Raw genomic sequence first — 21,119 nt, forward strand, 5'->3', positions numbered from 1 at the left:
GATGTCATCTTCCTTCGGTCATGAGTAGTTTCTTTTTTTATTTTTTAATATCAAATGAGCTTTTTAGCGATACGATTAAGTTAAATGCAAGTTTCTCCGGCGTCGTGTCTTTAGGATCTACGTTGAAATATCCGTGACGGAAGAATTGGAATTTATCTTGCCCTTTCGCCTCAGACATATTCGCTTCCACAAATCCATTCACAATTTCTACAGAGTTTGGATTCAGGTTCTCAATGAACGTTTCGCCAGTACGCTCTTCCTCTGGCAAAATCAATGGCTCGTATAGGCGGAATTCCGCTGGACGCGCTTGCGTCGCTTCTACCCAATGAATCGTGCCTTTTACTTTACGTCCTGTAAATCCGCTGCCGCTCTTGGTCTCAGGATCATACGTACAGTGCAATTCCACGACATTCCCGTCAGCGTCCTTGATCACATCATTGCATGTAATAAAGTAGGCATTCTTCAGGCGAACTTCATTCCCAGGATATAGACGGTGATATTTCGCAGGAGGTACTTCCATGAAATCGTCTTGTTCAATATAGATCTCACGGGAGAATGGAATTTGACGCGAGCCCATGTCAGGGTTCTCTACGTTATTTTCCGCCTCAAGCATTTCGACTTGCCCTTCCGGATAGTTCGTAATAATAACCTTCAACGGTCGAACCACTGCCATGGTACGAGGTGCTTTGAGCTTCAGATCCTCGCGAATAAAGAAATCCAATTGTCTGGAGTCTACTTCCCCGTTACTGCGAGCTACGCCAATGCTGCGGCAGAATTCACGAATCGACTCTGGCGTATACCCCCGACGGCGAAGACCCGAAATGGTCGGCATCCGCGGATCATCCCACCCTACGACATGGCCTTCATCAACAAGCTGCTTCAAGTAGCGCTTGCTCATAATCGTATTCGTTAAGTTCAGACGTGCGAATTCGTATTGATGCGGAACATGCTCCATTTCGCACTCTGCAACAACCCAGTCATAGAGCGGGCGTTGATCTTCGAACTCCAATGTACAGATGGAATGGGTAACTCCCTCAATGGCATCCTCCAATGGATGAGCAAAAGCATACATCGGGTAAATACACCATTTGTTCCCTGTGTTATGGTGCTCGGTATGCGAAATACGGTAAATGATCGGATCGCGTAGGTTGATATTTGGCGAGCCCATGTCAATTTTGGCGCGTAATACCTTTTCACCATTTCCAAACTCTCCGTTACGCATGCGTGTGAACAGATCCAAATTCTCCTCTACGCTGCGATCACGGTACGGACTGTTTTTACCTGGCTCTGTCAACGTACCGCGATATGCCCGCATTTCTTCGGCAGTCAAGTCACAGACGAAAGCCTTCCCTTTTTTGATGAGCAATACGGCTCTTGCATACATTTCATCAAAGTAGTCGGAAGCAAAGAGCAAATTATCCCATTCGAAGCCTAACCATTTCACGTCTGCTTTAATCGATTCCACGTACTCCGTATCTTCCTTCACAGGATTCGTGTCGTCAAAACGAAGATTTGTTTTCCCTTTATATTCGTCTGCCAATTCAAAATTTAAACAGATCGATTTTGCATGCCCAATATGCAAATAACCGTTAGGTTCCGGTGGAAAACGAGTCACGATTTCTTTAACTTTTCCGCTCTGAAGATCGTCACTCACTATATTTTTTATGAAATTTGAAGATGTTGATTTGGTTTCGTTCTCCATCCTGACCATCCTTTCGTATACTACGTTTCTATAATTAACTTACATTAAATAATACCCATTACGGCCGCGGAGTTCAACTCTCAAGCCAAAATGTTAATATTACACAAATCGACGAAATCTATCAATTTTTCTTACCTTCTGACCGATATAGGATGTAAAAGAACTGAATCAGGAGGGAATTTGTATTGCGACAACTTAAAATTTTACTCTGTATGATCTTGATGGTAGGTATGGTCAGCTGGGCGAAGCCGGCGGCTGCGGCCGATCCAATCTACTTAGTTAATTTAGTTTTCTCCAGCACGAAATTATCTATTGAAACGGGTAATACACAGACGGTAAAAGCAACTGCGGTCTATTCCGACGGATCTTCCAAAGACGTTACATTGGCGACTGACTGGAAAAGCGGTAACGAAAAAGTCGCGACGATTCTAAATGGCGTAATCACGGCCGTTGATGTAGGTACCACAATGATTAGCGGTACGTATCCTATCGGGTCAAGCAACCCACAAAGCACGACATTAGAAGTGAACGTTACCAAAAAAGTTACGTCCCTTACGGCTGATACTCAAAAAGTCGATCTTCGCTCTAACATGACAAAGGACGTTATACTGACAGCAAATTATTTAAATGAAAATAAAGAAGATGTCTCCAAAAAAGCGGAATGGTCCACGGAGAACAATAAAATCGCTACTGTTTCGAATGGTACCATTACAGGACATGACTCCGGTACAACGACCATAACTGCTAAATATGGCAATCAAACCGTATCTATTGAAGTCAACGTCGATGTTGTTCGTCGTTTAGATACACCTACACCAGAAGTATCGATGTTGGTAAAAGATCTTCCGAAAAGCATTGTTATCATGGCAACGTATCAAGACGGCTCGGAAGACGATGTTTCCAAGAAAGCAACTTGGACATCCAGCAATGAGCGAATCGCCGATGTCATCAACGGGCAAATCAAAGCTTATGCGCCGGGTAAAGCGACATTAAAAGCGGCATATGGCACGAAAACCATTGAAATCAAGGTCGATATCGATTCAACGAAGAAACTAGAGCTAAGCACTCAGAATCTTTTCATGAAAGTGAACGACGAAAAATCTGTCACGCTAAGCGCTACATACGCTAACGAAACATCAAGTACCGATGTAACAGATAAAGCAACATGGACTTCGAGCGACGAAAATATCGTGTATGTTAGTAAAGGAACTGTAATTGCCAAAAAATCAGGTACAGCAACCATTACTGCAAAATTCAGCGATAAAGAAGTTACTTTATCCGTCGATGTTGAAGTCCCGCGCCGACTCGAACTGAATACGACATCCAGTTCCATCGGATTGAAGAACGGGGATAAATACGACCTATCGTTACGCGCATTTTATGCCAATGCCAGCGTGGAAGACATCACTGCAAGAGCAACCTGGACTTCCAGTAACGAAGATATTGCCCTCGTAAGCTTAGGGAAAAACGCTGCCGGGGATGATGTAGCTACCGTGACATCTTACAAATCCGGTGATACGAAGATTACCGCATCGTATGGCGGCAAAACCGTTTCCATCGATGTGAATGTGGATATTCCGCGCAAGCTCGAATTCGTTGGAGCGAACACTACCGCCATTTCATTAGATCTAAAAGAAACGGCTGCCTTAAATGTAAATGCTATTTACGGAGACGGGCGTCCAACAGAGAATGTCACTTCTAAAGCGGAATGGTCATCCAGCGATGATAAAATCGCTGAAGTCTACTTTGACAGCGTGCAGAATGCAGCTATAGTTACAGCGAATGACAAAGGATCTGCGACCATTACGGCAAAATACGGCACACGTTCAGTAACGATTAAAGTTGAAATCGCTCAAGCTTCTAAGCTCGAAGCGAATCCGAAAGTTCTAAAAATGGGGAAAGACGAACCCAAGCAGATCGTACTTACCGCTACAGACTCTGCAGGAAAACCTACAGAAGTTCAAGAGAAAGCAGAATGGACTATCAGTTCTGCGAGTGTAGCCGATGTAACGAAAGGTCTGGTTACTCCGTTAGATTCCGGTAAAGCGACGATTACAGCGAAATACGGCGGTAAAACAGTAACGATCGCCTTAGAAGTGAAAGTCGTTCAAAAGATTGAAATGTCCAAGAAATTCATCTCCATGAAGAGCGGAGATACTGCAGCACTTGCGCTCAGCGTAACCTTCTCGGATGGATCCGTTGTCGATGTATCCAAAGATGCGGAATGGAAAGTGGGTAACTACCGCGTTGCTGATGTAGATAACAAGGGTGTTGTCACGGCGATGAGCTATGGTAAAACCAAGGTCACTGCTAAATACAACAACAAAAGCATTACGACCGACATTGATGTCGATCAACTCAAATATTTAAAGACGGATGTTGTAACCTTAGAAATGCCAGCGAATTCGGTTAAAACGGTAGCTGCAACGGCTACCTTCACAGACGGCACGGATCGAGATGTATCCATCGATGGCTTATGGAAATCATCCAGCATTAAAATCGCCGATGTGAAAGACGGAAAAATCACGGCCAACAGCAAAGGTAAAGCTACGATTACGATAACATTCGGTGGTAAATCCACGAAAATTTGGGTCGTTGTAAAATAGTCATTTCTAAACATAAAGACAGCCGTGCGGTGAACTGCATTACAGCAGTCCAGCCGCTCGGCTGTCTTTTATATTTCACGTATAACGGTAATAGACTCGATCACATGCTGCTTCAGTTCTTGACTATGTTTCTCTCGCTCCGCGTATGACCAGTTCAATCGATTCGCCATATACCGAATCACAGGCTCACGATACTTATGCACGTCGTCCTTATGGAATAGTAACGCCCCGGTACGACGGATAAAGAAATCGGAGGGTGTGATCGTCATTTCATATTGCAGACTGTATGCCAATTCCGCCAGTAACGCCAGGGGCATGTCGTCATACCTTCTCCACTCTTGCCGACATGCGGGGATCAATTCCATTAAAATATCGACATTGGTTCCATAACGATGCGCCAGCCTTGAAGACTCCTCCTTCGTCAGACCATAAGCGGTCCCCTGCTTCACGCGCTCGCGAATGAAGGCTTCGAAGGCTTGGGAGCCCCCTATATCCCCACCGGAAATAGGCAAATTTTTGGTCCTGCAAGGTCGCCCCCCTGTGTCTAACCCTTTTACCCTACGTTCGTTTACAACCCTATTTACAACGTTCTCCGCCATATGTCGGTAACCGGTTAGCTTCCCGCCTGCAATAGAGATCAATCCGGACGGTGCATGGAATACCTCATCACGACGAGAAATTTCCGAAGGATTCTTCCCGGCCTGATGGATGAGGGGGCGTAATCCCGCCCAACTGGATTCCACATCATCCGATGTAAGCTCTAAGCTCGGAAACATAACATTCGCTGCGTTTAATAAATAATCCCGATCCTGCAAAGCCACGCGAGGGTGCGCAATATCTCCATGGTATTCGGTATCCGTTGTGCCAATATAGGTTTTTCCTTCTCTTGGGATGGCGAAGATCATTCGTCCATCCGGCGTATCAAAATAAATCGCTTGCCGGAGCGGAAAACAGGACTGATCAAAGACGAGGTGTACGCCTTTCGTCAGGTACAAGCTGGATCCCATTCTAGAACCGTCTAATCCTCGAAGTTCATCCACCCAAGGACCCCCAGCATTAATCACATGTTGTGCCCGAAGCGTATATGATTTGTCACGGATTAAGTCTTGAACCTGCGCCCCCTGAACGATTCCCTCTTCATAGACAAACTTAGTAGCCCGTGTATAGTTCACCGCAAAAGCACCAAGTTCTACGGCTTTTTTCAGCACTTCGATCGTAAGCCTGGCATCATCCGTACGATATTCGACATAGAGGCCCCCGCCCCTCAATCCCTTCGATTGCAGTAGCGGTTCCTTCGCTAGCGCCTCGGCCTTAGATAGCATATGGCGGCGTTCCTGCCGCTTCACGCCGGCTAAATAATCGTATAACCTTAACCCGACAGAAGTCGACCACCGTCCGAATGTCCTGCCCGCATAGATGGGCAATAACATCCATTCCGGTGTTGTGACATGCGGACCATTCTCATAGACGATGGCCCGTTCTTTTCCAACTTCGGCTACAACCTTTACATCGAACTGCTTCAAATAGCGTAATCCGCCATGAACCAGCTTCGTGGAACGGCTGGAGGTCCCCGCTGCGAAATCCTGCATTTCGACCAGCGCTGTCTTTAACCCTCTCGAAGCGGCATCGAGTGCAATTCCAGCGCCTGTAATGCCGCCGCCAAGAATTAGAAGATCAAAGTATTGTTCGGACATGGTCTCCAAATGCCTCTCCCGTTGCTCGGATGATAAGGATCTTCCCATCTCGGCTCACCGCCTTATCGCTATTTGAACATCATGGCTGCTTGCACCGCTTTGGTCCAGCCTTCGTATAACCGTGTCTGCCGCTCCTGCTCCATGGCGGGCATGAAGACGCGCTCCTGCTTCCATTGCATCGCGATTTCATTCCGATCATGCCAAAACCCGACCGCGAGCCCAGCTAAGTAAGCTGCCCCTAAGGCCGTGGTCTCATGATTGGCGCAGCGCTCTACGGGTACACCCAGAATATCGCTCTGGAACTGCATCAAGAAATCATTCATGACAGCCCCGCCGTCAACGCGCAGCATTTTCAACGTGATTCCCGAATCTTCCTCCATCGCCATCAACACATCCTTGGTCTGGTATGCGAGAGATTCCAAGGTCGCACGAATGAAATGTTCCTTGGAGGTACCACGCGTCAATCCGAATATGGCTCCTCGCGTATCGCTATCCCAGTAAGGCGTTCCTAGACCTACAAAAGCAGGCACAACATAGACGCCTTCGGTTGAACCCACCCGCGTAGCATAGGTCTCACTATCCTTTGCTGACTTAATCATTCGCAAGCCATCCCGAAGCCATTGCACGGCAGAACCAGCCACAAATACGCTGCCCTCCAGCGCGTACTCTACTTTTCCATCGATTCCCCACGCAATCGTGGTCAACAATCCTTTGGCAGAAGCAATGGCTTGTTCTCCGGTATTCATCAGCATGAAGCACCCTGTGCCATAGGTATTCTTCGCCATGCCCACGTCATAACATGCTTGCCCGAACAAAGCAGCTTGTTGGTCGCCTGCCACACCAGCAATCGGAATTCCATGTCCGAAGAGTTGTTCACCCGCCGTATGGCCATAGACTTCTGACGAGGATCGGACCTCGGGAAGTAAGGATCTTGGAATATCCAGAATTCGCAATAATTCTTCATCCCAACACAATTCGTGAATGTTGTATAGCAGCGTTCGTGACGCATTAGAATAGTCCGTTACATGCACACGTCCTCCTGTAAGCTTCCAGATCAACCACGTGTCCATCGTGCCAAAGCATAAATCTCCTCGTTCTGCCTGAGCTCTCGCCCCTTCCACATGATCCAGAATCCATTTCACTTTGGTTCCCGAAAAATACGGGTCGATTAACAGCCCTGTCTTGGCACGAAATACTTCTTGATGTCCAGCAGCCTTCAATTGTTCGCAGATCTCCGCGGTTTGACGTGATTGCCATACAATTGCTTGATACACCGGAACTCCCGTATGCCGATTCCATACTAACGTGGTTTCCCGTTGATTCGTAATGCCAATCCCTGCAATTTGACTCGGGTTAACGTTCGCCTTCGCGAGCACTGTGGTCATTACGCTAAGGATCGACACCCAAATGTCATTGGCATCATGCTCCACCCAGCCCGACTTGGGAAAATATTGCGTAAACTCTTGCTGCGCCATCTCAATGATCTCACCTTGCTTGTTCACCAATGCAGCTCGGGAACTCGTCGTTCCCTGGTCTAGCGTTAATATGTATTTCTCACGCATTGAGCAGCGCCCCTTCCCTCGAGTTACATCCGGTCGGTTCCAATCCCGATACCACCTTATTTATTATGTTAACGGAATATGTGTGTTGATAAAAGAGTCCTTAGCGGGGTAGAAAAAAAAAAGAATGAGAAGCTTCAGAAGCCGCTTCCCATTCTTGATTATGTAACCTTACGATTTAGATGTTGCAGAGGCTTGTTTCTTCGCCTTGGCTTACTTTCGCATGCTTAACTTCCTTTACCCTAATCTATACTAGAGCAATTTCTTGAAGCCTGATATTCGTTCAGCCCTATTTCTTGGCCGCTTCCTTCTCCTTCGCCGCCTTATCTTCCTGCTTCGCTTTGACTAATCCCTCTTGCAGCTGCTTCTGGATATTCGTCATCGCTTGGTCGACGGACTGCTTGTTGTCCAACACTTGCTTCGTTTGTTCATCCAATACTTGCGTTAAGGTCTGATAGAAATTCGCAGGCGTCTTCTCAAAATCATAGGTTACGCTTTTAGCCCGAGGACTCAGCAAATAGAACGCGGACAAGTCATGGTTCTCCTTGTCTTTAATGAATTCCTTACGCGTTGGCATATTGCCGTTCATCTGACGCGACTGCATCTTCGCCATTTCCGGACCATTGATGAATTTCACGAACTCCCATGCAGCACTCGTATTCGGCGACTGCGCATTGATCGCCATAATTTCACTGAGATACATACTATCCGTCGTATTCGGATCCATCGCGCTGACAGGGGCTGTGACAACCCCCCATTGGAATGGTTTATAATTTTTCACTTGATCCTTGACTCGTTCAAACTCACTAATGGACCAAGTCCCGGCAATGGTCATCGCGGCCTTACCCATGAGAAACGGCTTGCCTTCATAATAACTCTCCATCGACCCCCCTTGCATATTCTGATCCTCATTCACAAGAGTTTTCGATTGGAAGTTATCTACGACAAGCTGATAGATTTTTCTCCATGGCTCTGCATCAAATTGAACTTTTTCTCCGTCTTTATCCACAATGCGCAAATTTTCCACGTTACCGACCGACATAATGATATTGGAAGGCGTCATCCCATAGTCCATGTACAGTCCATATTCCCGATCCTTGCCCGATCCTCCAGTTGGGAAACGCTTCGCTAACTGGAGAACCTCTTCCCAAGTCATCTGATTCTTAGGCAGATCCACGCCATGCTTCTGGAACATGTCGATATTATAGTAGATCGCTTGGGCGCCAAATGTTGGTGCAAGGCCGTAAATTTTGCCGCCCCCCTTGTCTTTTAGCATCTGTATCACGTTAGGAATGATGCTTTCCGTATCGAACTTATCTTGCTTAATCATCGTATCTAGTTCATAGAGTTTACCAGCGGATACAAATTTCTCATATTGATCCATTTGGAGCATCATGACATCGGGTTGATTTTTCTCAATGAACTTGCTGTAGGCCTCATTATAATCGGGATTTTTCGACTCCTGAAGCTCTTGCTGCATTTTGTTCGTGGAAATGACCTCGAACTCCACATTCGGATATTTCATCGAAAAATAATTGCCATATTGCTGATAAAAGTAATTCTCATCCCAGAACACGACCTTTAACTTCACTTGCCCATCCTCGCCTAAAGCCTTTGACCCCTGATCTTTGGAACATGCTGTCAAGAACAGCGACAACACGATCACGCTGACCAAGAGAGTGCTATACAACTTTCGCATCTTCAACTTCCCTTCTATTCTTAATACAAAATATTCCTTACCATTATACTAGATTCATATAATAGAGTCTAATTTTGGGAATTTAGATAGAAAACAGGGAAGCCCTCTATTAATTATTTTCTATATTTTTACTTTAAGTCCGTGTGATACCTTCACAAATCATAGATTTCTACAAACTACGAGATATAACAAAAAGAAGCCTCTCGTATGAGAGACCTCTTCCTATTTAGGTTACACCTGTTTTTCTTTTAAACGTTTATTGATTCGAATCGGTTCAATATGAATGTGAACATGCTCGATATTATGGTTCTCTAGCATTTTTCGTTCAATCCGTTCCGTAATATCGTGACTCTCTGTGACGTTCAGATCGTTATCCACCTGTACGATGACATCCACCAGCACCTGATTTCCAAGCAAGCGGGCCCGAATATCTTTCAGGCGCTCCACACCGGGGATCGTGTTGATCGTTTCCTTGAACTGCTCCAATTCCGATTCATCAAACCCATCCGACAACGAGTACGCTGTACCCCGAAAAATCATCCATGCCGTCCGACAAATGATCAATCCCACAACGATGGCCGCTACAACATCCAACCAAGGTAATCCGAGACGTGTACCAATGATCCCAACAAAAGCTCCCATACCTACCAGCGCATCGGAACGGTTATCTTGAGCAGCTGCCATAACGGCTTGACTGTTCACTCTCTTCGCCAATTTCAAATTATACCGATACACCCCATAGATGATGACGGAACAAACCAATGCGGTCCATGCTGCGATCATACTGGGCGTCTCCACTTCATTGGTAATGAGCTTCGTAACCGCTTGATACAGGACCTGCAGACCAACTGCCATCATGATAAAAGATGCAATAAGCGCTGCCAGCGTCTCCGCACGGAAGTGTCCGTACGGATGATCTTCATCCGGCGGTTTCTGCGAAATACGTAAACCAATCAACACGGCAATCGATGACACAATATCCGTACTATTATTTAATCCATCCGCAAGCAATGCCTCCGAAAAGAATACATATCCAATGGTCAACTTCGCTCCGGCCAGCACGATATAGGCTATTATGCTAGTCCATGCGCCGCGCTCACCTTGTTGTAAATCTTTGTATGCGTCTGTCACTTCAAACCCTCCACGTCGTTACCCTAATTCTGTTACAAACATCGTAACGCATGAAAGTCGTGTGGGTCTAGAGAAACAGTGTTGCGGCGAGACCGAAAACGTTGACGGGGTCAAAGAAGTTGAACGAGGGAAAAAATAAGGACCGCCTGTTGGAAGGGGAAAATATGAAGATATCGTGTATTTCGTTGCCCCTCGAATCCGAGGGATCCGATTTCGCCGCTGTTGAACTGAGGAACATTTTGAATGGACTATGGGTGGATATTTTCCTCATTTCAAAGGCGGACGCTTCCGCTCTGCATCGGATCCCCCTACTTCTCAGGACGGTGAACTACACAATATCTTCTCCTCCAAAGGGCGCTGCTTATTTTTGGAGGAGTGGAAGGAAAGCAGTTAAAGGAATGTCTGATGCAGCGATTGCCCTCCATCCATGGTATAACAAGCGCCATTGATGTAGGCTGCATCCGGTGATAACAAGAAGGCTGCTAGCCCCGCGATTTCCTCCGGGGTTCCGAACCGATGCAGCGGGATGCTCTGCTTCAGTTCCTCCGCCGCATCCGGCGATGCCAGAAGGCGTTCCGCGCCTCCCGTTCGCTCGATCATCCCCGGTGCGATGGCGTTGACACGAATTCCGTACTTATGCCCCCATTCGACAGCTAATGTTCTTGTCATCGCCAACACGCCTGCCTTCGCGCTTGCGGAATGGATCACACCCGGTCCTGCATCCCATGCATAGGTCGCGACCATATTCAAGATGCTCCCCTTGGCTCCCGCAGCAATCCAATGTTTCCCGACGGCCTGACTGCAATAAAACGTTCCATTCAACACGATGTTAATGACCGCGTTCCAGCCGTTCACGCTTAAATCCTCTGCTGCGCACAAGAAATTCCCTGCTGCATTGTTCACCAAAGCATCGATGCGCCCGAATGCGTCCACAGCCTCTTGCACCATTCGTACCGCATCCTGCGGCTGCCGCACATCCATCTGAACCGTCACGATTTGACCCTCAAAGGTCTCTATTTCTTGCTGCGCCTCCTTTAGCTTTTCTTGTGTCCGCCCTGTAATCACAACTTGTGCGCCGGCTTGCGCGAACCGCGATGCCATCGCTTTGCCCATCCCGCTCGAGCCGCCTGTGACGATGATCGTCTGTCCCTTCATGTTATCCCCTCCTCTCTTTTCACAAAAAGAGGCTGCCGAAACGTCATGTTCGACAGCCTTTCCCTACATTTTATGTAAGCCCTGACGGCTTCATGTCAATTCACGAGCGATCTCCGACCGCGGAACGATCGATGTCTCTCGTAATACAGCCCTGCCCAGAAGAAGGCCAAGCGCCAGCAAGATGATACCTATGATCGTTGAGAGGCCATACGACTGCAGCCAACCAGGTGCGTCTTGTAACTTCTCATAGAGCCATCCGCCCAAGATCGGACCAAGAAACGAGGCAAACCCCGTCATAGCCGAATAGACGGCGATAAACATGGGGCGTTCACTTTTCGGCGTATCCCCAATAATGAAATTAAAGGATAACTGATTGAAGCCACCGACGCCAATCCCGAGCAAAATATGCACACCAAGCAATACGACCATGACGGGCAGCACAGAAAGCAAGCCCCACATCATACAAGCACTCGCAATAATAGGCAGCGTACAGTACAACAGCCTCTTATTGCTATATTTCATATTTAAATTGCCCCATATATAGAAGCTGAGCATCATTGCTGCCGTCTGCACGACGGTAATGATCGAAATCCACTCATAATTGATTTCTAGAATATGCAGCATCACATACGAGAATAAAGGCACAACAATGCCTTGCAAGAACAACCACAAGGATAAGAACATGGCCGCCTTGAGGAACATGCGATCTTGGAACGGCTTCTTCAACATCGGTAGAAAACTCGACTCTGTTGATTTCGCTAACGGAATCTTCGGATAATTAACATAAGCGACAATGTTCAATACCGTACAAATCCCAATTCCGATAAACAAGTAGTTGAACCCTTGCTGGCCAGGGAACTTATCCAGCAGCTGCCCGCCAATGAATAATACCAGGCTGCCCAGCGCATTCAGTATCATATTCCGAATGCCCATGTACCGACCGCGGATTCCGGCAGGCACCATATCTCCGACGAGCGATGTCCATACCAGCGAGGCAATCGCATTGCCGAGAAATGCAAGCGAATACAACACGAGGTACACGGCAATCCATAATTCGCTTGGGAACAGGAACGGAATCAGTCCCGTCGCAGCCCAGCATACGCGATGCAGTCCGGCGAAGATAACGAGGAACCAATAACGGTTCGTGACCTTTTGCATCCAATAAGCAATTCCAATCTGAACCACATTCACCAGCGTTGTCATGGATAGCACAAGACCAATCTGCTGTGATGTCGCACCAAGATGAAGCAAATAACCCGTTAGAAATGGTCCGCCCAAGAGGGTCAACATAATAATGGCCGGCACACCTTCTAGCGTCAGAATCCATAAGTTTTTACGAGAATCAGAAAAAGTACGCGGACTCCGTAATCGACGCCAAGCATTCATAGGAAGCAGCACTCCTTGTTATCATTTCCCCTTCATTCTAGGGCCTGCGCATGCTTCCGTCGATGCTATGAAACGACCAAATACCTATTGTTTTTGCTTGCTTTCTTGATATGCAGCAATGTATTGAGCCGCTTTCGCAGCGATAGTCGAATAATCTCCTGTTTTCACCGCTTCATTCGTTAAATCCGAGCCAATCCCCACCGCGACTGCACCGGCTTTGATCCATTCCCCTAAATTATCAAGGGACACGCCGCCCGTAGGCATGACATTTGCTTGCGGAAGAGGTCCTTTGATCGCTTTGATCATCGATGGCGAGTACAGATTACCAGGGAAGAGCTTCACAACATCCGCACCAAGCTCGAGCGCTGTCTGAATCTCTTGAATCGTCATGACACCCGGCATGACAGGGACACGATAGCGATTGCATAACGTAATCGTCTCTGGATTTAAGCAAGGCGCAACCACGAACTCTGCCCCTGCGAGAATCGTGGCACGCGCCGTCTCTGGATCAAGCACAGTTCCCGACCCAATCACAGCATAATTCTCTGCTGACGGGTCGCTGCTAGAATAACGTTTAGCCAACGTCTCAATCGCTTGCAGCGCAAAAGGCACGGTCATCGTAATTTCAATAATTTTGATACCGCCGGCAATCGCTTGTTCTGCCATGCGTACGACATTTTCCGCTGAATCGGCGCGTAATACCGCTACAACACCGCCATCTACGATTTGTTGAACCAATTTGATCTTTTTCATATCCTTCATCCTCCTAGCGTTCTATATGCTGAATGTTATTTAAGACTGCGTCCGCTTCTTCCCATGTCGGGAGCGCTTCCCAGTCGCCTTCCATCTGAATCACCATGGAACCAATTAAATTACCAAGACGCACGGATTCCGCAAGCGGCAGTCCACGAACGATGCCCGCAATAAATCCGGCACAGAAACCGTCGCCAGCGCCTACGGTATCGATCACTCGATCTACGTTGAAATAAGGAATAGAGCTCAGTTCGCCCCCGTCAAGCAGATACGTCTCATCGTCTCCGCCTTTGATCACGCATACACCAGGCAGCGCTTTCAATTTATCTATAATGCTATGAAAATCATCCGTCTGATAGAGCAGCTTCAGCTCGTCTAAACCCGGCAAGAAATAATCTGCCTCTGCTGCAAGTTCCAGCAAGACCGATCTCGCTTCATCAATGCTCCATAGTTTCAACCGTAAATTCGGGTCAAAACATACCTTAACACCTTGCTGCTTCGCGATACGAATCGATTCTTTCAGCGTCTCCCGGCAAGATTCACTTAACGCCGCGGTAATGCCCGTAATATGCAATACCTTTGCCCCTGCAAAATAACTGCTATCTAAATCCGTAGGCTTCATGCGGCTTGCAGCCGAATCGCGTCTGTAATAATACACAGATGATTTGCCTGCTACCACCTCACGGAACATGAGTCCCGTAGACGCTTCTGATGAGAATTTCACACGAGATACATCCACGCCTTCGCTTCGTAATGTTTTGGCAATGATCTTGCCAAAAGGATCAGCTCCTAAGCTGCCGCACCATCCTACGGCATGGCCTAATCGAGCCAGTCCGATGGCCACATTGCTCTCAGCCCCGCCGAACAATCGTTCGAATTGCGAAGAATAAGCAATTCCCTTCGAGCCCGCAGGCATGAATAAAGCCATCGATTCCCCAAACGTGATCACATCTAATGAGCGGTCATTTCGTTCCATTTCGACACCTCTTCTTCTCTCCTGTATGCCTTATTATGAAAATACTGTCTATAAGTATAGCGTACCCTACTGATTTGTTCTATGTCGTAAATCGACCTTTATGGTACAAAATGTACAAATCTGCGCCATGCACACACTAGAGTTGCTCCTATGGAATAGAAAAAGCCGCGATCCCTCTGACACACGCCATTACTTTATCCGTTCTTGCCTACCTCTCCGTAGCTGGTACGGTGACAACGACAACCGCCAACTCTACATGGTGGGAGATTTGAATATGCTTTGGAACACGTAAAAAAGCACCTTATGGGTACACGCCATCTCCTTTAATGTCGAGTCGGAGATCGAGCGTCTTCACCCCTAGGTGCTTTTTATATATTCATGTTGATTTATTTCAACTCTTGCATATTTTCGGATCTACGAAGATAGGCCACGTAATAGAATCCAGCGACAAAAATCATACCACCCACCAAGTTCCCTAGCCAGACTGGAGCAAAGTTTACGAAATAGTCGCCCCATGTGAAATGGCCGGCTAATATTGCCGCTGGAATCACGAACATATTTGCGACAACGTGCTGGAATCCGATGGCGACGAACGCCATAGTCGGGAACCAAATGCCTAGAATTTTACCGCCGAAGCTCTTCGCACCGTAGGATAACCATACGGCCAACGCAACCAGCCAGTTACAACCGATTCCTGACACAAAGGCTTGCAGGAAGCTGGCTTCAATTTTATGATGAGCGATATCGATGGTAGCTTGCAAATACGGTCCCGTCTCCGTTAACCCCACGATATGCCCGAAGAAATAAGCAATGCAGAATGCACCGACGAAATTACTCAAGGTAATCAATATTAAATTCCGAATCATGTCCCAGAGCGATATCCGACGTTTATACCACGCCATCGGCACGGCCATCATATTCCCCGTAAGAAGTTCTCCGCCTGCTAAGAGGACAAGGATTAGACCCACCGGGAACACGCTAGCTCCCAGAAAGGTGGTAAAGCTCCCCCATTCTGCCGGCGCATTCGCCGTTACACGAATGAACAATAAATATCCGATTGCAATAAAGGCTCCGCCAAGAAAACCGAGTGTAAGTACGGTGGGCAGCGGATTTCTCGCCTTTTTTACGCCCGTGTCAACCGTAATTTCCGCAATTTGATCTGGTTTGTTATACGACATCAACAAGGCCTCCTCTATAATTGTTTCTTATGGCCTTCACCATTGTACAACTGACCGTTAGAGGAGAATGTTACAAAAATCACAAAGTATGCTCATAGCCAAAAAATACTTTAAATTTTACTTATTTCTTCAAATTTAACGCCTTATCCAGCAATGATGCAGCCTCTCCACGCGTCGTAAATCGTAGGGGCCGTAAGCGCCCCGTCTCATCGCCACCCATTACCCCATGCAATGCTAAAGTAAGGACGTCGTCCTTCGCCCAGAACGCAATGTCCCCGACATCGTTGAACTGCTTCTCCGGCTGAGTAAAGGTGATCTTCGATAATTTCGCTGCTTTCACAAGAATGACGGCTACTTCCTGTCTTGTAATAGGATCATTCGGTGCAAATTGATTTTCATTGATCCCTTCTACAATGCCATGACCGCTTGCTGTAGCAATCACGTCCTTGGCCCAATGCCCTTTCGTATCTTCGAATACCTTGCCGGCGATCGGTTTCAACTGATACGCATCCACGATGGTTTTTGTAAATTCTGCGCGTGTGATCCGTCCATCTGGTTTGAAGGTACCGTCTGTATAGCCGTGCAGGATCCCTCGATCCACAAGGCTCTGAATCTCTTCCTTGGCCCAATGCCCTTCGATGTCACGCAATGCTTTTGCCTCTGCGAGAGGTTTCATGGGGTTGTTGGATTGTCCATTCTTCTTCGGCTCATCGGCAATATACAACTTCCGACCGTATTGGTCTGCTGAGACGATCACCTTAAATGAACCTTCCGTAAGCCCTGTCTTCATCTTCATGATGCCGTCTGACACCGTAAAATCTTCATCCCATACCGGGATAATTGCGACGATCCCTTGGTTTTTGATCGCATCGATCTGCTTGTAGGGGTTCTGCTGCATGCCAATGGTCTTCAGACGAAGCCCCAAGTAACCCGACTCGAATTGAAACTCTCCCGTAAATTGATTCCACAGCTGACCGTTATAATCCTTATGCCGGAAATAGCCGTTCACTTCATAACGCTGCTGCAAAGCATCTCCTGGCACGACAAGCAAAGCGCGTTTTCGTGTATTGACATCACTCATGAACAGATCCAGGGTTGTTGCCAACTCCTTATTCCGTGCTGCCGTAATCTGATCGATTTGATCCTGAACCGATTTTGGAGTCTGTTCCCATTCATACTTCACGCTCTTCAGTAAGGAATCCACCGCGGGTACTCCCTTTATTGCAGCATCCTTCCAAGGTATACTCTTCTCATTGGCAAGTTGACCTGCGATACGTCCAATCCATTCGCTCTCTTTCGTGATGGGTTCAGCCGCTTGAAGGGTCTGCGTAACATTCTTCTTCATTAAAAAGCTTCGAATATCTTCGCTCTTCGCGTCATGCCCTACCGTGGCATAGGCATCCGCCATATCGGCTACATATGCCGCAGAACCCTGCACCACATCAGCGAAAAGCATAGAGTTCGCGTCGGCTGCCGCATATTGACGATATTGATCATACCAATACTTTGCCTTGCCCAAATGCGATGAACGCCCTGTGTTATCAATGTACGCAAGCGATAAGTGATTCAATAGCAATGCACGATATAAACGCGGCTTAGACATCACCGGATAAGAAAGGGTCTGATCCGTCTGCAGCTTCATCGCTTGCTTCCATTTCGGCTCTTGTACATAGATGCGGAAAGTCTGCTCGGTGGCGCGATGGAACCATGCGGAGACTTCGTTGGAACTCCCCTTTTCGCGCTCCTTCTTCATCTGTGCAAGGGTCTCATCGGAGAAACGTAGGAATAAGCCTTTCTGTCCTTCAGCATGGATGGTATAAAACTGCCCAGCATGCTCTCGGGTCGGCATCTTCATCACGGCTTCAACATCACGAAGCGGTACCTCCTGAAAGGTCTGGGTACTAATACGGTATGTATGCCCGCCATCGGTCAGATACAAATGGTAGTCGCTCAAATTCGCACCGCTCCAAACCTTCCCTAAGTATGGCCAGCTCTCGGTTATTTTGCGCTTCAAATCTTCGGCAGCCGTCTTCAAATCTGGTGCGGCCTCCGTAGGGACATCCAGCGGACGAATCTGTGAATTTGGCGTGATCGGTTCCACTTGCCGAACCTTGACCTTCGTATTGGGTTCATTTGATGTATTTGCACAGCCTGCCATCATGGCGGATATCAGAAGGATGGAGAGAAATAACATACATGCTCTGTTCATATCGCATGCCCCTTTCGGATTCTACTCAGGGTTATTGTGCGAAGATGCGAGTTGCTTTATGTGAAAAGTGGCAGGATACAGGGGATGTTGTGATTGCGCGGTCTTTTTATGGATTAACTTCTGCATATTAGCTTCTACGTTTATCTCATACTGTTATCATTTACATTTATCTTCCACGTTTTTCTTCTACGTTTATCTTCTACATATTAGCTTCTGCATATACAAACTTTAATGAAGAGAGGATGTTTGGGATGGTGGTATTAAATGTTTTAGCATTTTAGCAAAGAACCCTTTGCCTGTTGACTTAAGCCTGCCCGTATATTGGATAAATCCAATAACTTGTGCTGCATTTGCCCAAATCACCTCGCTATGTTGGATAAATCCAATAAAATGCATCATTCCACTTGATTATGGCGTAATTATGCGAAAGTTACTGTATATATCCATTATAGGCGCCTAAAAGTTCGCTTTCCAGGGACCTATAATGGAAAGCTCCAGTATAGCCAGCTTCAGTCCGGATCCCGTACCTCAATTAGCACTTCCTTTGTATCGTCCCGCATCACCTATCACCTATCCATCGGATGACTTCATTCTACCCTTCAGCATTTCCTTCCCATGGATTGCTTCTCCACCCGCAAATTAGCCCTATCATTCCACTATCCACCACCCTCTTACTCTCGTCTAACACGGCCTTACGCTTGTCCATCATCCTCTTACTATTAGTTTCATTTCTATTCCCTTGCGCACACTATTGGTTTCATTTCTTTCCCCGTTCTCCGAGCTTCACTTCTATTCCCTTGACCTACCGGTTTCACCTCTATCCCCTTCCGCTCCCCGATTTCACTTCCATTCCCTCACCCCATCGCCCTACAAAAAACACCGCATGCCCAGTTTCCTGAACATGCGGTGCTTGTTAATCGCTCGTATCCACCTTAAAGCTCCGCGCAAGGTATAACGCAGGCGTCGATGCGACCGATACGATAAATTTAATAAGGTACGTTGTAATGAAGATGTCGAACCAGACATCCCAGGTGTAGAGCCCCGCAAAAGCAATGGTACAGAATATAGCGGAGTCTACCAGCTGGCTCAACCCTGTGCTTCCGTTGCTACGGATCCACAATTGGCCAGGCTTATGAAAGATTTTCTTCAAGAACGTATAAATCCGAACGTCGAGGAACTGACTTACGAAATACGCCGTCAGACTGCCTAGCGCAAGACGCGGCATTAAGCCAAAAATCGCCTCAAGCGGCTTCTGAGCAAAATCTTGCTCTTGCGGCGTGAACTGCAACGCCATTTGCATCATAATGGTCGTCATGATTAAGGTGAAGAACCCGAACCAGACCGCTTTCTTCGCTTCTTTCTGGCCGTATTTCTCATTCAGCAAGTCCGAAGTCAAGTAGATCGTACCGTAGATCGTATTTCCGAGGGTCATGACGAACCCGAACATATCGATCGTCTTCGTCACTTGGATGTTCGCGATCACCGTTGCGACACCTATCCAAGCATACAATCCTTTCTTTCCGAAAAAACGGTAACATATCAAGAATAACGCAAAATTAACCAGCGCAAAAAATACGCCCCATATAGGATTAAACCACATTATTATTTCCTCCTAGTTTTGATAACGCGGGATGGTTACGAACCGCGGATTACTGATCAGCTTGCAATTGCAAAGCACACTACACTATAGCACAGGATTTCATCCTATGACTATATTAAATTTCTTGTTCAGAACGCCCTCATTATTCCAATGCTTTTCCTTTCGTCTCGGGTACGAATAAGAGCATCATAATTAAGCCGATCGGATAGATACAGAAGATCAAGGACATGGCCCCCATGATATTGCCGCCAATCGCAATCGCCCCAATGATCGTAGGACCGAACCCGGCCAGACCGCGACCTGTACCGAAGATAAAATTCTCTGCCGTAGAACGAGCTTCAGAAGGATAATTTTCCGCTAGAACCGCACCGAAACCACCCATCATACCATTTGCAAAAAATCCGAGTAACGCACTTCCCCACAGCAAGGATGTCGCATCTGTCATGAAGAAGAAGTAAATAATACAATACACCGTTCCGCCAATGTAGTAAATCGTGAAGGTTTTGCGGCGGCCGATCCGATCTGCAAGCACACCAAAAACCCCGATCCCGATCAGCATCCCAATCGTCGAGATGAACATCCATCCGCTTGCCTTCGCAAGGGAGAATCCATATTTCTCCGACAAAACCGTCGGCATCCACGTGAATATGCCATAGTAACCAAAGTTCTGAACGAATGACATTGTAATGAGAGCGATGGTCGTTAAGGTAATCTTTTTATTCTCAAATAGCTTCCGAAGCGGGAATTTCTTCATACCGTTCAATTCAATCTGCTCTTGCGCATCAATCGTTCCTTGATGTTCCTTCTTCATCAGAAGCTTTTTCCGCGCTTGCTTCGCTTCCCACAACTTCGGCTCATTCAAGCTGCTGCGTACAAAAACAGCGAGTAACGCTGGAACCAATCCTACTAAGAATACCGCGCGCCATCCCAAATGCGGAACGATTAAGGCTGGTAACAAGGAAGCGACCAAGACACCTAGCTGCCATCCGAACGCTACACCCGACGTCGCTCTTGCCCGCATCTTCTTGGACCATGTTTCCGTCACGATAGCCATTCCGATCCCAAACTCTCCGCCGACACCCATACCGACTAAGAATCGTAAGCTTAACAAATGCCAATACTCAGTTGCTAGATAAATCGCTGCCGTTGCTACCGAGAACAATAGAATCGTCAGTGACATCATTTTGATCCGTCCGAACATGTCGGCTAAGAAACCGAATAAATAGGACCCGACTAACATTCCGATCGTTGTTGCTAGAGTGAGATTCCCCGCTTGCACGGTAGAAAGGGAGAAATCTTTAATAATGAAGACAAGTACGAAAGACAGCAACAGCATGTCCAGTCCTTCTGCTGCATATCCCAGTATCGATCCTAGGAGCGTCTTGATCTGCTGACCCCGCGTTTCGGTTGGTTCCCCATCGTGTATTCCTGCTTCATTCTGACTTAACACGTTGCTCATACATCTGCTCCT

14 protein-coding genes are annotated in these 21,119 nt (G+C 47.1%); 1 reads left to right on the top strand and 13 read right to left on the bottom strand.

Going from position 1 to position 21,119, the window contains the following annotated elements; genetic code table 11:
- Positions 1-37: 37 nt before the first annotated feature.
- A complete protein-coding gene (locus BVG16_RS20830) occupies positions 38-1,702 on the bottom strand; it encodes a glutamine--tRNA ligase/YqeY domain fusion protein (protein ID WP_078501107.1) in 1,665 nt (554 codons plus the stop codon).
- Between the two features lie 185 nt (positions 1,703-1,887).
- On the opposite strand from BVG16_RS20830, the gene BVG16_RS20835 reads away from it, so the two are divergent.
- Positions 1,888-4,308 carry an Ig-like domain-containing protein gene (locus tag BVG16_RS20835; protein WP_078501108.1) on the top strand — a complete coding sequence of 807 codons (2,421 nt, stop codon included), beginning with the start codon at positions 1,888-1,890 and terminating at the stop codon, positions 4,306-4,308.
- 68 nt (positions 4,309-4,376) lie between these two features.
- On the opposite strand, the gene BVG16_RS20840 is transcribed toward BVG16_RS20835, so the two are convergent.
- The 12 genes from BVG16_RS20840 to BVG16_RS20895 form a co-directional block, all read right to left on the bottom strand.
- Positions 4,377-6,050 (bottom strand): glycerol-3-phosphate dehydrogenase/oxidase, encoded by a 1,674-nt coding sequence (locus tag BVG16_RS20840; RefSeq protein ID WP_078501109.1) that lies wholly within the window; start codon positions 6,048-6,050, stop codon positions 4,377-4,379.
- Positions 6,051-6,070: 20 nt separating this feature from the next.
- Positions 6,071-7,564, bottom strand: coding sequence for a glycerol kinase GlpK (glpK, locus tag BVG16_RS20845; protein ID WP_078501110.1), 1,494 nt, complete (start codon positions 7,562-7,564; stop codon positions 6,071-6,073).
- A 286-nt stretch (positions 7,565-7,850) separates the two neighbouring features.
- Entirely contained in the window at positions 7,851-9,260 is a 1,410-nt protein-coding gene (locus BVG16_RS20850) for an ABC transporter substrate-binding protein (RefSeq protein ID WP_078501111.1), read from the bottom strand.
- Between the two features lie 231 nt (positions 9,261-9,491).
- A complete protein-coding gene (locus BVG16_RS20855; RefSeq protein WP_078501112.1) occupies positions 9,492-10,391 on the bottom strand; it encodes a cation diffusion facilitator family transporter in 900 nt (299 codons plus the stop codon).
- Between the two features lie 390 nt (positions 10,392-10,781).
- A complete protein-coding gene (gene fadH, locus BVG16_RS20860) occupies positions 10,782-11,546 on the bottom strand; it encodes a 2,4-dienoyl-CoA reductase (RefSeq protein ID WP_078501113.1) in 765 nt (254 codons plus the stop codon).
- Positions 11,547-11,636: 90 nt separating this feature from the next.
- On the bottom strand, positions 11,637-12,932 hold the full coding sequence (locus BVG16_RS20865; protein WP_078501114.1) for an MFS transporter: 1,296 nt from the start codon (positions 12,930-12,932) through the stop codon (positions 11,637-11,639).
- Between the two features lie 84 nt (positions 12,933-13,016).
- Positions 13,017-13,685 (bottom strand): bifunctional 2-keto-4-hydroxyglutarate aldolase/2-keto-3-deoxy-6-phosphogluconate aldolase, encoded by a 669-nt coding sequence (locus BVG16_RS20870; RefSeq protein ID WP_078501115.1) that lies wholly within the window; start codon positions 13,683-13,685, stop codon positions 13,017-13,019.
- Between the two features lie 13 nt (positions 13,686-13,698).
- The gene (locus BVG16_RS20875; protein WP_078501116.1) at positions 13,699-14,661 is read right to left on the bottom strand and encodes a sugar kinase; all 963 of its coding nucleotides are present in this window, start codon (positions 14,659-14,661) and stop codon (positions 13,699-13,701) included.
- 386 nt (positions 14,662-15,047) lie between these two features.
- Positions 15,048-15,839, bottom strand: coding sequence for a formate/nitrite transporter family protein (locus BVG16_RS20880; protein ID WP_078501117.1), 792 nt, complete (start codon positions 15,837-15,839; stop codon positions 15,048-15,050).
- Between the two features lie 121 nt (positions 15,840-15,960).
- Entirely contained in the window at positions 15,961-18,048 is a 2,088-nt protein-coding gene (locus BVG16_RS20885) for an S-layer homology domain-containing protein (RefSeq protein ID WP_078501118.1), read from the bottom strand.
- Between the two features lie 913 nt (positions 18,049-18,961).
- Positions 18,962-19,648: a queuosine precursor transporter gene (locus BVG16_RS20890; RefSeq protein WP_078501119.1), complete on the bottom strand. Its 687-nt coding sequence runs from the start codon at positions 19,646-19,648 to the stop codon at positions 18,962-18,964.
- 142 nt (positions 19,649-19,790) lie between these two features.
- A complete protein-coding gene (locus tag BVG16_RS20895) occupies positions 19,791-21,107 on the bottom strand; it encodes an MFS transporter (RefSeq protein WP_078501120.1) in 1,317 nt (438 codons plus the stop codon).
- Between the last annotated feature and the right edge of the window lie 12 nt (positions 21,108-21,119).

This window comes from Paenibacillus selenitireducens, from assembly GCF_002021565.1.
Classification (GTDB): domain Bacteria; phylum Bacillota; class Bacilli; order Paenibacillales; family Paenibacillaceae; genus Paenibacillus_K; species Paenibacillus_K selenitireducens.